Genomic DNA, 13059 nt, shown 5'->3' with positions numbered 1-13059 from the left:
TGCCCTGACCCGGTCAATATCGTAAACCTTATGGGCGACAGGCTGACAAAGTCCGACGCATCGATGATGATGTGCGCAGGTACACAGGGGCGGGGAAACACGTATGGCATTGCAGGCACGAAGCGAAGCGGGCTCAGGAACGCTTGTGGAGAAACTCGGCGACACGTTGCGCAAGGCGATCGGCGCCGGTCAGTTCCCGCCCGGCAGCAAGCTGCCGAGCGAGGCGCAACTGTCCGAAGCCCATGGCGTTTCCCGAACCGTCGTCCGCGAGGCGATCGCTTCGCTCCGCGCCGACCGCCTGGTTGAAGCCCGACAGGGCGCTGGCGTCTTCGTCCTCACCCCTCAGGAGCCGACGCCCGCGCCGCTGCTGATCGGCAATGTGGATCCGGCGCGCGTTTCGTCGATGATTGAACTCCTGGAGCTCAGAACGGCGGTGGAGGTAGAGGCTGCAGGCCTCGCCGCGTTGCGACGCTCCCCCGCCCAGGAAGAAGTCATACTTGAACGGCACTACGCTATCCGCGCCTGTCTTGAGGCGGGCCAATCGACCACGGAGGCCGACTTCGCCCTTCATCTCGCCATCGCCGAAGCCACCAACAATCCCCGTTTCCGTGAATTTCTTGCAATGATCGGCAAGAATGTCATCCCGCGGGCCGCATTGCGCGACGAAGACAGCGAGGAAGACCAGTCCGCATACCTGCGCCTCATCGATGCAGAACATGCAGATATCGTCGAGGCGATTTCCCAGGGCGACGAGGAGGCCGCTCGCGACGCCATGCGCCGACATTTGCGCGGCAGTCAGGCGCGCTACCGCGCCCTTTTGCGCGAGCAGCGCCAACCTGTACGATAACATTTGACATAGGCGTCGTTAATACGTATGACAACTTGGCCGGAGGAGGCCAAGAGAGGACATTCGAACATGACGCCGCAAGATATCAAGGCCGCGCTCGGCGCCGGCCTGCTCTCCTTTCCTGTCACGCATTTCGATGACGCAGGGAATTTCAAGTCCGACAGCTATGCAGAGCATGTGGCGTGGCTGTCAGGCTTCGACGCGCCTGTGCTGTTTGCAGCTGGCGGCACGGGAGAGTTCTTTTCGCTGACGCCATCGGAAGTTCCGCGCGTGGTTGCCGCAGCCAAGGAAGCCGCCGGGAAGACGGCGATCGTCTCGGGCTGTGGATATGGCACCGACATTGCCATCGAGATCGCGCGATCTGTCGAAAAGGTCGGTGCTGATGGCATCCTGCTGTTGCCGCATTACCTGATCGACGCGCCGCAAGAGGGCATGTACCAGCACGTCAAGCGCATCTGCCAATCCGTCGGCATCGGCGTCATGGTCTACAACCGTGACAATTCGGTTCTCGGTGTCGAGACGCTGCAGCGCCTGTGCGACGAGTGCCCGAACCTGATCGGCTTCAAGGATGGCACCGGCGATATAGGGCTCGTGCGCCAGATCACGGCGACCATGGGCGATCGCCTCACCTATCTCGGCGGCATGCCGACGGCTGAACTCTTCGCCGAGGCCTATCTCGGCGCTGGTTTCACCACCTATTCATCCGCCGTCTTCAACTTCGTGCCGGGGCTGGCCGTCGACTTCTACAAGGCGCTGCGCGCCGGTGAACGCGAGCGGTGCGAGACGATCCTCAAGGACTTCTTCTATCCGTTCATGGCTATCCGCAGCCGGCGCAAGGGTTATGCCGTCTCTGCCGTGAAGGCCGGTGTGCGTCTGCAGGGCTTTGCCGCCGGCAAGGTGCGCCCTCCCCTCGATGATCTGACGGCGGAAGAAGAAGAGATGATGGCCAAGCTTATTGCGCCGTGGAAGCGCTGAGCAAAGGACGCGCAGACATGAAGATCGCAGAGGTTCGCACCCATCTTCTCGAGCACAGGCTCGCCGTCCCGTTCCAGAGCGCTTCCATGCGCTTTGACCGGCGGGCGCATGTGCTGGTGGAGATCGTCTGCGACAACGGGCTGACGGGCTGGGGCGAATGCCTTGGACCGGCTCGGCCGAATGCGGCGGTGGTCGCGGCCTATCGCAACTGGCTGGTCGGCATGAACCCGCTGGAGACCGAGAAGATCTGGGCGGTTCTCTACAACGCCCTTCGCGATCAGGGCCAGCGCGGCCTGACACTCACGGCGCTTTCAGGCATCGACATCGCGCTCTGGGATATCAAGGGCAAGCATTTCGGTACATCCGTGTCGACGCTGCTCGGTGGACGCTTCCGCGAGAGTGTGAAGGCCTACGCGACCGGCAGCTTCAAGCGCGACGGCGTTGATCGGGTCGAGGACAATGCGAGTGACATCGCGCTCTATCGCTCCCAGGGCTTTCACGCATCCAAGATCAAGGTCGGTTTCGGGATCGAGGAGGATCTGCGGGTCATCCGGGCTGCACGCGAAGCAGCCGGCTCCGAGATGCGCCTGATGGCCGATGGCAATCATGGCTATGGTGTTCTGGAGGCCGTCGAATTCGGCCGCCGGGCTGCAGAGTATGGTCTCGACTGGTTCGAGGAACCCGTCGTCCCCGAACACCTCGCCGCCTATCGCGAAGTTCGGGCCAGGCAGCCGATCCCGGTAGCCGGCGGCGAAACCTGGCAAAGCCGCTGGGGCATGAAGGAACCGATCGAGACCCGCGCAATCGACATCGTCCAGCCGGATCTTGCCGGTGTCGGCGGCTTCACCGAGGCGAAACGCGTCGTCGATCTCGCGGCATTGCACGGTGTGCGGGTCGTGCCGCATGTCTGGGGCACGGCCGTGCATATTGCGGCAGCACTGCAGTTCATCGCGGCGATGGTGCCGGATCCGGTGCGCGTCAACCCGATCGAGCCGATCCTCGAATTCGATCGTACCGACAACCCCTTCCGCCAGGCCGTGATCCAGACGCCGATCGAACACGAGAATGGCGTCGTCGCCATCCCCAACGCTCCCGGGCTTGGCATCGAAATCAACCGCGATGCCCTGCAGGAATTCAAGATGAAGGACGAGGCATGAGCCTGATCCGCACCCTGTCCGGCGCCAAGCCAAAGATCGCCCTGCCGAAGGGTGCGATCGACACCCAGATGCATGCCTATCTGCCCGGCTATCCGGCTCTTCCCGGCGGGCCGGGCCTACCAGCCGGCGACCTGCCGACACCTGCGCAATATCGCCAATTCATGGACTGGATCGGCATCGATCGCGTCATCGTCACGCAGGGCATGGCGCATCAGCTGGACAATTCCAATCTCGTCGCATGCCTTGAGCAGTTCGGGGACATCGCCTGGGGCATCGCGGCCGTCGATGCCAGCACAAGCGCAGCCGAGCTCGACCGCTTGTCAGCGGCCCGCGTCCGCGGTGCACGCATCATGAACCTGCCGGGCGGCGCGGCCAATCTGACCAAGCTTGAGGAAGTGGACGCGATCGCTGCCAGCCGCGACTGGATGATCGCCATCCAGTTCGATGGTAGCGACATCCTCGACTACGAGGAGCGGCTCTCGAAACTGAAATCCCGCTGGGTGCTCGACCATCACGGCAAGTTCTTCTGCGGGGTCACGCCCGACAGCCCTCAGGTCAAGGCAACAAAGCGGCTGATCGACGGGGGACGCTGCTGGTTCAAGTTCGCCGGCGCCTACGAATCTTCAAAGACCGGCGGACCGGATTTTGCCGACGTCGCAGCCGTTGCCCGCTCGATTGCCGCCCATGCGCCCGAACGCATCGTCTGGGGCTCGAACTGGCCGCACAATCTGGCGCGAACACAGGCGGACTATCCAGACGATGCCGCGCTTGCCGACACCGTGCTTGGCTGGTTGCCCGATGAGGAAGCCCGCCGTCTCGCGCTCGTGGACAACAGCCAAGAACTTTTCGGCATCCCGCCTTCTGAAGGCAGATAGCCGAACTGCTAATCCGTCGAAACGGGAGGTTTCGACGGCTCAATCAAAGAGGAGGAAGACCAATGAAAACTGCCGCAATGCTTAGCCTCGCAATGGGGCTCACCCTTGGTGCGGGTGCTGCCTTCGCCCAGGAAATCACGCTGCGTTCCGCCGACATCCATCCCGATGGTTATCCAACGGTCGATGCCGTCAAGTTCATGGGCGAATTGGTCAAGGAACGCACCAACGGCCGCATCGCCATTCAGGTGATGAACAACGCCGCACTGGGCTCGGAAAAGGACACGATCGAGCAGACGCGCTTCGGCGTCATCGACATGAACCGCGTCAACAGCGCGCCGTTCAACAACCTCGTACCGGAAACCGTCGTCTTCGGCCTGCCCTTCCTGTTCCGCGACACCGAGCACATGCACAAGGTGGTCGATGGCGACATCGGCGACGAAGTGCTGGCTGCCTTCGAACCGCACGGCCTGATTGGTCTCGCCTTCTACGATTCCGGCGCGCGCTCCTTCTATTCGACCAAAACCCCGATCAACAGCCTTGCCGATCTCAAGGGCATGAAGGTCCGCGTCCAGCAGTCGGACCTCTGGATCGCGATGATGGAAGCCTTTGGCGCGAACCCGACGCCGATGCCCTTCGGTGAAGTCTATTCGTCGCTCGAAACTGGCGTGGTCGACGCTGCCGAAAACAACTGGCCCTCGTATGAGTCCTCGCGTCACTTCGAAGTGGCCAAGAACTACACACTGACCGACCATTCGCTGACGCCGGAAATCCTCGCGATCTCGAAGGTGACCTGGGACAAGCTGACACCGGAAGACCAGACGATCATCCGGGAAGCGGCAAAGGAATCCGTCGGCAAGATGCGTGAGCTGTGGCAGGCCCGCGAAAAGGCGTCGGAGGAGAAGATCCGTGCATCTGGTGCGAACATCATCACCGTCGACAAGGCGGAGTTCGCCGCTGCCATGCAGCCGGTCTATGACAAGTTCATCACCGATCCCAAGATGAAGGATCTCGTCGAGCGCGTTCGCGCCGTCAAGTGAGACAACAGACCGGCCGCATCCGAGATGCGGCCGGTTTTTTCTTATCCTGGATTTCGGAGGGATCCATGTTGCGTTTCATGCGGGCTGTCAGGCCCGGCCTCAGCTGGTTGAGCCGCGCCTGCCTTTATCTGGCCGGCCTCGGCGTGGTCCTGATGACCATCATCATCGGCTGGCAGGTTTTCGGCCGTTACGTGCTCAACGACACACCGAGCTGGTCCGAGCCCCTGTCGCTCCAGCTGATGTCCTGGTTCATCCTGCTGGGTGCTGCCGTCGGCGTGCGCGAAAGCGTGCATCTCGGGCTCGACATCGTTCGCCACAACATGGCGCCTCGCGTCCAGCGCCTGATGGATCTCGTCAGCCTCGGCCTGATCTGCCTGTTCGGTGGCGCCATGTCCTACTACGGGACGCAGTTGGCCATAGGCACCTGGACGGCTCGTATCCCGGTGCTCGGATGGCCGGGTGGCATAGATTTCATCCCGCTCATCGTCGGTGGCGCGATGATCTCCATCTTCGCGCTTGAACGCTTCATCGACACGTTCATCGGACAGGTCGAAGCAGTCGCCGACGAAATCGCTCAGGCCGAGGTGGTGTGATGGCCTATACGATCCTCTTCGGTACCTTCGCCTTCCTGATGGTCCTCGGCATGCCCATCGCTTTTTGCCTTGGGATCGCGTCGCTGGCGACCGTCATCTATATCGGCATCCCGCCGATTGTAATTTTCCAGCAGCTGAATTCGGGGATGAATGTCTTCGCCATGATGGCGATCCCCTTCTTCATCTTTGCTGGCGACCTGATGGTTCGTGGCGGCATCGCCTTCCGTCTCATTCGCTTTGCCTCCGGCTTCGTGGGACACATGCGCGGCGGTCTGGGGCAGGTGAATATCGTCTCATCGACGCTGTTCGGCGGCATTTCGGGTTCGGCGGTTGCCGACGCATCTGCTATCGGCGGCCTGATGGTGCCGCAGATGGCGGCGCGCGGCTACGATCGCGGTTACGCCGTGAACGTCACGATCAGCTCTGCCCTGATCGCCCTGATGATTCCGCCGTCGCACAACATGATCCTTTACTCGATCTCAGCGGGCGGAACGGTCTCGGTTGCGGATCTCTTCACCGCAGGCATCATTCCCGGGATGCTGCTGACCGTCGCCCTGATGGTCACCGCCTATGTCGTGGCCCGCAGACGTGGGTATCCGGCCGAACCCTTTCCCGGCTTCGGGAAACTGCTGGTCTTCTTCTTCGCCGCCCTGCCAGGTCTGTTGCTGATCGCAATCATCTTCGGCGGCGTGCGCTCCGGCGTCTTCACGGCGACCGAAAGCTCCTGCATCGCGGTTATCTACGCCTTTCTCGTCGCCGTTCTCGTCTATCGTGAGCTGAACTGGAGCGGCTTCGTGGAGGCGATCCTGGGGGCTGTGAAAACCACATCATTGGTGTTGCTCGTCATCGGCATGGCCGCTGCCTTTGCATGGCTCATGTCCTTTCTCCAAGTGCAGGTCACGCTCATCCAGCTGGTCAAGTCTATCTCGGACAATCCGATGGTCGTCCTGCTGCTGATCACCGTGGTTCTCCTGATGCTTGGCACCTTCATGGACATGGCGCCTTTGATCATCATCACGACGCCGGTCTTCCTTCCGATCGTCCAAGCCTTCGGCATCGATCCCGTGCATTTCGGCGTCATCATGATCCTGAACGCCGGGATAGGCCTGATCACGCCACCGGTTGGGACCGTGCTCTTCGTCGGCTGTGCCGTGGGCAAGATCACCATCCGGGAGGCGATGCAGACGATCTGGCCATTCTTTGGCGCCTGCGTGACGGTGCTTTTGTTGGTCACCTTCATTCCCGAAATATCGCTCTGGCTGCCAGCGCAGTTCAAGTGATCCTCCCGCCCTCGCATTCCGAGGGTTCTCAGCAGGGGCCTCGGCCCCTGCCTTTTTTCCTGCCCGAGCGACATAGTGCACATTCGATACTGTCATTTTGGCAAGTGAACCACACAAAATGACAGATTCTCGCCATTTCGGCGAAGCGCGACCACCGCTACAGTGATCCAACCTTTGTTTTCAACCGGTGGATCATGACAGCGCCAGCCCCTTCGGAAAAAGCCCTCGTCCCCTTCGTCAGCGTCGAAAACATGATGCGGCTCGTGCATCACATCGGAATCGAGCGCGCGCTCACCGAGCTTACCGACGTTATCGAAGCCGATTTCAAACGCTGGGAACTGTTCGACAAGACGCCGCGCGTCGCGTCGCATTCCCGCGAGGGCGTCATCGAGCTGATGCCGACATCGGATGGGGAGATCTATTCGTTCAAATACGTCAACGGCCATCCGAAGAACATGGCCGAAGGCCTGCAGACTGTGACGGCCTTCGGTCTGCTCGCCGATGTCTCGACTGGCTATCCGGTTCTGCTCACCGAAATGACCCTGCTTACGGCGCTGAGGACAGCGGCAACGTCCGCCATGGCCGCACGCCATCTGGCACCGAAGGGTGCGACCACCATGGCGATGATCGGCAACGGGGCGCAAGCGGAGTTCCAGGCGCTGGCGATGAAGGCCGTGCTCGGCATCACCCATGTCAGGCTCTTCGACATCGATCCGAAGGCAACGGAGAAAACACGGCGCAACCTGGAGGGCTCCGGCCTTCATGTCACGGCCTGCACAACGTCACAGGCGGCGATCGAAGGCGCGCAAATCATCACCACCTGCACCGCCGACAAGCAGTATGCGACCATCCTGACGGACAACATGGTCGGCGCCGGCGTGCACATCAACGCGATCGGTGGCGACTGCCCCGGCAAGACCGAGCTGCATCGCGATATCCTCTCCCGTGCCGACACCTTCGTCGAGTATCCGCCGCAGACGCGGATCGAAGGCGAGATCCAGCAGATGGATCCGGACTATCCCGTCACCGAACTCTGGCAGGTGGTCACCGGTCAGATCGAGGGCCGCAAGAGCGAGAAGCAGATTACACTGTTCGACAGCGTCGGCTTCGCGATCGAGGACTTTTCGGCGTTGCGCTACGTGCGCGAGCGCGTGCTTGGGACCGCCTTCTTCCAGTCCGTCGACCTGATCGCCGATCCGGACGATCCGCGTGACCTGTTCGGCATGCTGCAGCGGGCCAAGGGGTGATCAACCGGTCGGGGCGGCTGCGGCAATTTAAGCAGACAGAAATATTTGGGGCTTAATGTCTCCCTATGGCGGAGGAGCATGCCCGAATGAATGAAGTTGAACGCCTACGGATACTCGATCAATACGGCATTCTGGATACACCACTTGAAGAACCCTTCGAGCGTATCTCGGCTCTTGCACGCCTGATATTCGACACCCCGATCGTGCTAATTTCGCTGGTCGACGACCGGCGCCAGTGGTTCAAGACGAATATCGGCATCGATATTCGCGAAACCCCACGCGAGCAGGCTTTTTGCAACGAGACGATCCGGAGCGATGACGTGCTTGTGATCTCTGACGCAGAACATGATATTCGAACGGCACTAAATCCCCTCGTTACCGGTAGCCCGCACATTCGCTTTTACGCTGGCGCGCCCTTGATTACGCCCGAGAAGGCGCGACTGGGATCTCTGTGCGTCATCGACCGAGCACCCCGTCGCTTCGATGAGCGACAGAAGGCAATCCTTCAGTCGCTTGCCGGTCTCGTAATGAAGGAGATGGAACTAAGGCGGCAGACCGATCATGACTGGCTCACTGGCGCTACGTCTCGCTCCGCATTCTATGGAACTTGGGAGCGACTGGCCGCCCGAATGACGCCACCGTCGATCGGCCTGATCAGCTTCGACATCGATCACTTCAAGCAGATCAACGACCGATTTGGTCATATGGCAGGCGATCGTGTGCTGATCGACGTTGTGGAGGTGTGCCGTGGCGTCCTGCGCGATGGGGATGTGATCTCACGGATGGGAGGCGAGGAATTCGCCGTTCTCTTGCCGGGGGCTACTGCCAAGAGCGCGCTTGCCGTCGCCGAGCGGCTGCGCCAGGCCATCGAAAGTTCGCGGAGGCCAGAGGGCGATGGCACGGTCACGGCGAGTTTCGGTGTCACCATGCTCGATCAGAGCGACATTGGTCTGGCAGATCCGCTGCGACGCGCGGACGACGCTCTCTATCAATCCAAGGCCAACGGCCGCAATCGAGTCACCTGTTCCTGGGCCATGCCTGCGGAAATAGGCCCTGGCGTCGGTAGCGTGCGCAATGGGTCTTTAAGCAGATAGTCTGCCCGTTGGTCCGATCCGTTCATGCCGGCCCGAGAAGAATGTCTTCGGCTTCTTCACGTTCCATTTCGAGCACACGCTTGGCCAGATCGAAGCCGAAACCCTGGCGGGCAAAGGAGGCGATCTCCTTGCTCCAGCGGGCGTCATCGGCTTCAACATCCGGCCGGCGGAAGGGCCCGAAGGCCTTCTTGCGCGCGTAGACCACGGCCGAGCGAAAATCGTCGGCGTCGACGAGAACGGCTTCGACGATACTGCGGTCGACCCCCTTCTCAGCAAGCTTGCGGGCAATCGCACGCTTGGAGCGACCGCTGCGCGCCGCCGAATTCGCACGGATCTCGGCGTAATTCTGGTCGTCTAGCGCCTTCATGCTGCGCCCGAAGGCAAGGGCCGTCTCGGCCAGCGCGTTTAGCTGCCCCTCACTGATATCTTCGAACTTGCTGCGCGCCTTGCGCCTGATGGCGTCGGCGAGTTCCCGTTCGGTCATCATGCGCTTGGCAAGCCGATAGGCAGCCGAGTTCTTCGCCCAGGCCAACATGCGTGGCGTTGGCTGATCTTCAGTGGCTTTCGACGGTTCGTCCATGGGCCCGGTGTCCCAACTTCGTGGGCGATCGTCAACAGACTTCTGGACGGTCGGGATCGGTCAATGAGACCGCAGCCACTCCGCAAGTTCGGCCTCGGCGCGCTCGAGGGCGCTGTAGTTCAACAGCTTGCGCAGAAGCGCGACCGTCACCGCTCGTGCTCGAAGGTTGAAGCGCCCCTCGTCGCTGTCCTCGACCGACATCTGGTAAACACCGAGCTTTTCGTAAAGCTGCTGCAGACGGTTCTGGACGCTGCGGATCGACAGGCCCCGGCGCCGAGCGATCGTGCGGTCAGTGAGGCCGAGCGCGATATCCACCAGGATTTCGTATTCGCTGTCGCTGAAGCCTCGCACCTGACCGAGGCTCTTCTGCTGCATGCCGCGAACCTCGCGGTCGATGACGCATTGCGCCTCGACGAAGATGCTGCGAAGCGCGAGTTTCAGGCGCTCGTCGGAGGCTGATTTGAGCACGTAGCCGTAAGCTGCCCCATCCGGCACGATGCGGGAGACGCCACGCACATAGGCCTCGTCGGAATAGTTCGACCAGAAGAGAATGCGGGTATCAGGGCGCTCCTTCCAGATGGTGCGCGCCGCCTCAATGCCGTTGCGGGCGTTCATCTGCAGGTCCATGACGACATGGGCGGACTTGTGGTCGCGGGCAAGGCGCTCGCCTTCGGCCCCATTTCCGGCTTCGATGACCTTGTCGCATTCGGGAAGAGCGGCACAGACGGCCTCCAGCAAATACGACCGATGCAGCGGATCGTCTTCGACGATGAGAACCTTCACTTGATGTCCTCCAGCAATCCTGCCTTGGCAAGGGTAAGCGGCATCTGCACGCGCATTACCGTCCCTCGTCCCTCGCGCGTCGTCCCCAGTGTCAGCTTGGCGGAAATGAGCCGCGCCCGCGTCACCATATTGTCGATGCCGCCACCGGCGCTGCGGTCCGAGCGGGAAAGACCCTCCCCGTCATCGGACACCTCGATCGTCAGGGCATGTGCCGTACTCTTCAACTTCAGCTCCAGCACATTTGCCTGCGCATGGCGCACGGCGTTGTTGATGGCTTCCTGCGCAATCCGGAACAGGGCGATGCGGACAGACTGGTCGATGGTGTCGATCAGACCGTCCGTGTCGTCGCTGAGGCTCCAGGCAAGCTGCGAGCCGTGGTCGCGCACGGCGCGGTCGAGATGGTTCTCGATGGCGTGGGCAAAGCCGAAGAGCTGCAGGACGGAGGGCTTGGCCTCCTCGATGATTTCGCGGAGGTCCTGCATGCAATGCTGAAGGCCGCGTCCGACCGGCTCCAGCGCCTCGCCTTTCACGTCTCCTTCCTGCATGAGCCGATCGATGCGCCGCGACAGGCGGGTGAGGTCGGCGAGCGTCTGATCGTGCAGATCCATGCCGATGCGCTGCCGCTCGCGTTCCAGTGCTTCCGTCAGGCTCAAAGCCCCGGCCCGCAGCCCCTCCTCGCGGGCGCGTGCCTCGGCCTCGACGATCGCCGATTGTTTGGCCTGTTCGGCGGCTCTCAAGGCAAAGAAGTAGGGCGCGAGTAGGTCGGCGATGGACTGGGCATTGGCCACGTCCTGCTCGGTGTAGAAACCGACCGCATGCGACGAGCAACTGAGCGCGCCGATAACCTCACCGCGCACCTTGAGCGGTACATGGAGACGGCTGCGCAAATTGTGCTCGAAGATCGGGCGCGTGAAGGGCGTGTCGACGTGGTAGCGCGTTTCCTGCTGCGCATCATCCGTCAAAAGGAAGTCGATTTCGCCCCAGAGCAGGGTGCGGATCGGGCTGCTCGCGACCGGTGCGGGCGTGGTCTGACCCCAGAAGGTATCCAGGCCGGTCTCGTAAGCCGTGTGGTAGAGGCCGTTGACCATGGTGATGCAGACATCGAGGTGGTCATGCGGCACGATATGCGATACTTCGACGCCCACGGCCTTGATGGCCGAGCGGAAATCGAGCTGCCCGGCCAGGAGCCTGGATATGCCGAGATAGTGATCGAGCAGCGCTGACGGCGCGATCTTGAGCATGATGTCCTCCCCGCGACCACTCCCACGGCCGCATCTCCTTCATAACACATCTCGACAGGGTGGTCGTCCTGCGGGATCCCGCAGGACTTTGCGCAATTCCCGCAAACGTCCTGCCGTCCCGAACCTGTACAGGCGTCGCCATTGCCTCCATCCTGATCCTGCCGAGAAGAGGAACTCGGCGGGGAATTCAGACCGGGACACGCCCGGCTGTTTGGAGGAAACCGGTGCCAAGAGCGCCGGACAACAGGGAGTGAGATCATGAAGACCAGCAGAACCCTTCTGGCGAGCGCGGCACTGTGCCTTATCGCCACATCCATGCCCGCAATGGCCGATACATCGGCCAAGAAGATTGCCCTTTCGAACAACTATGCCGGCAATTCCTGGCGCCAGGCCATGCTGACCAGCTGGGAAAAGGTGACCGGCGAGGCCGTGAAGGCCGGACAGGTCGCAGCCGCCGACGCCTTCACGACCGCCGAAAACCAGGCGACCGAACAGGCAGCCCAGATCCAGAACATGATCCTGCAGGGTTATGACGCCATCGTCATCAACGCAGCCTCGCCGACGGCACTCAACGGCGCCGTCAAGGAAGCCTGTGACGCCGGCATCACCGTCGTGTCGTTCGACGGCATCGTCACCGAACCCTGCGCCTGGCGCATCGCGGTCGACTTCAAGGAAATGGGCCGCAGCCAGGTCGAATATCTCTCCGGCAAGCTGCCGCAGGGCGGCAACCTGCTCGAGATCCGCGGCCTTGCCGGCGTCTTCGTCGATGACGAAATCTCGGCGGGCATCCATGCCGGTGTCGAGCAATTCCCGCAGTTCAAGATCGTCGGCTCCGTGCATGGCGACTGGGCGCAGGACGTAGCGCAGAAGGCCGTCGCCGGCATCCTGCCGAGCCTGCCGGAACTTGTCGGTGTCGTGACCCAGGGTGGTGACGGCTATGGCGCGGCCCAGGCGATCGCTGCGGCCAACCGTCCGATGCCCGTCATCGTCATGGGCAACCGCGAGGACGAGCTGAAGTGGTGGAAGGAACAGAAGGACGCCAACCAGTATGAGACCATGTCGGTCTCGATTGCGCCCGGCGTATCCACGCTTGCCTTCTGGGTCGCCCAGCAGATCCTCGACGGCAAGGACGTGAAGAAGGACCTCGTCGTTCCCTTCCTGCGCATCGACCAGGACAATCTCGAAGCAAACCTGGCCAATACCCAGGCCGGCGGCGTCGCGAATGTCGAGTATTCGCTCGAAGACGCCCAGAAGGTCATCGATTCTGCGATGTAACCGACCGGAACCTCCCCGAACCGTCCGGCCTTCGGGCCGGGCGGTGTGGGGAACCTTTGGCGCGTGAGTGAGAGA

13 protein-coding genes are annotated in these 13059 nt (G+C 61.8%); 10 read left to right on the top strand and 3 right to left on the bottom strand.

Annotation, left to right across the window (positions count from 1 at the left end; translation table 11 throughout):
• The first annotated feature begins 103 nt into the window (after positions 1-103).
• From GH983_RS01050 to GH983_RS01010, 9 genes are all read left to right on the top strand, one after another.
• Complete coding sequence (locus GH983_RS01050; RefSeq protein WP_054148997.1) at positions 104-847, top strand: FadR/GntR family transcriptional regulator; 744 nt, start codon at positions 104-106, stop codon at positions 845-847.
• A 69-nt stretch (positions 848-916) separates the two neighbouring features.
• Positions 917-1822, top strand: coding sequence for a 5-dehydro-4-deoxyglucarate dehydratase (kdgD, locus tag GH983_RS01045; RefSeq protein WP_054148998.1), 906 nt, complete (start codon positions 917-919; stop codon positions 1820-1822).
• A gap of 17 nt (positions 1823-1839) precedes the next feature.
• Complete coding sequence (locus GH983_RS01040; protein ID WP_153761387.1) at positions 1840-2979, top strand: mandelate racemase/muconate lactonizing enzyme family protein; 1140 nt, start codon at positions 1840-1842, stop codon at positions 2977-2979.
• Positions 2976-3854: an amidohydrolase family protein gene (locus GH983_RS01035; protein ID WP_153761386.1), complete on the top strand. Its 879-nt coding sequence runs from the start codon at positions 2976-2978 to the stop codon at positions 3852-3854. The genes GH983_RS01040 and GH983_RS01035 overlap by 4 nt, the downstream gene beginning before the upstream one ends.
• Positions 3855-3916: 62 nt before the next feature.
• A complete protein-coding gene (locus GH983_RS01030; protein WP_054149001.1) occupies positions 3917-4891 on the top strand; it encodes a TRAP transporter substrate-binding protein in 975 nt (324 codons plus the stop codon).
• 65 nt (positions 4892-4956) lie between these two features.
• Complete coding sequence (locus tag GH983_RS01025; protein ID WP_054149002.1) at positions 4957-5484, top strand: TRAP transporter small permease; 528 nt, start codon at positions 4957-4959, stop codon at positions 5482-5484.
• On the top strand, positions 5484-6764 hold the full coding sequence (locus GH983_RS01020; RefSeq protein WP_054149003.1) for a TRAP transporter large permease: 1281 nt from the start codon (positions 5484-5486) through the stop codon (positions 6762-6764). The genes GH983_RS01025 and GH983_RS01020 overlap by 1 nt, the downstream gene beginning before the upstream one ends.
• Before the next feature lie 194 nt (positions 6765-6958).
• On the top strand, positions 6959-8011 hold the full coding sequence (locus GH983_RS01015) for an ornithine cyclodeaminase (protein ID WP_153761385.1): 1053 nt from the start codon (positions 6959-6961) through the stop codon (positions 8009-8011).
• A gap of 86 nt (positions 8012-8097) precedes the next feature.
• The gene (locus GH983_RS01010) at positions 8098-9105 is read left to right on the top strand and encodes a diguanylate cyclase (RefSeq protein ID WP_171901567.1); all 1008 of its coding nucleotides are present in this window, start codon (positions 8098-8100) and stop codon (positions 9103-9105) included.
• Positions 9106-9127: 22 nt separating this feature from the next.
• Here the strand turns inward: GH983_RS01010 and GH983_RS01005 are convergent, their stop codons facing one another.
• From GH983_RS01005 to GH983_RS00995, 3 genes are read right to left on the bottom strand one after another with little or no spacing between them, the layout of a single operon-like run.
• A complete protein-coding gene (locus GH983_RS01005; protein WP_069042320.1) occupies positions 9128-9685 on the bottom strand; it encodes a regulatory protein RecX in 558 nt (185 codons plus the stop codon).
• Between the two features lie 60 nt (positions 9686-9745).
• Positions 9746-10468, bottom strand: coding sequence for a response regulator transcription factor (locus tag GH983_RS01000; protein ID WP_054149007.1), 723 nt, complete (start codon positions 10466-10468; stop codon positions 9746-9748).
• Positions 10465-11709 carry a sensor histidine kinase gene (locus tag GH983_RS00995; RefSeq protein ID WP_069042321.1) on the bottom strand — a complete coding sequence of 415 codons (1245 nt, stop codon included), beginning with the start codon at positions 11707-11709 and terminating at the stop codon, positions 10465-10467. The genes GH983_RS01000 and GH983_RS00995 overlap by 4 nt, the downstream gene beginning before the upstream one ends.
• A gap of 258 nt (positions 11710-11967) precedes the next feature.
• Here GH983_RS00995 and GH983_RS00990 point away from each other — a divergent pair, with 258 nt between their 5' ends.
• Positions 11968-12984, top strand: coding sequence for an ABC transporter substrate-binding protein (locus GH983_RS00990; RefSeq protein ID WP_153761384.1), 1017 nt, complete (start codon positions 11968-11970; stop codon positions 12982-12984).
• Positions 12985-13059 lie beyond the last annotated feature (75 nt).

It is taken from the genome of Agrobacterium sp. MA01 (assembly GCF_009650195.1).
Lineage (GTDB): Bacteria > Pseudomonadota > Alphaproteobacteria > Rhizobiales > Rhizobiaceae > Allorhizobium.
Note: the sequence above shows the minus strand (reverse complement) of the source record. Positions and strands in the feature narration are given on the sequence as shown.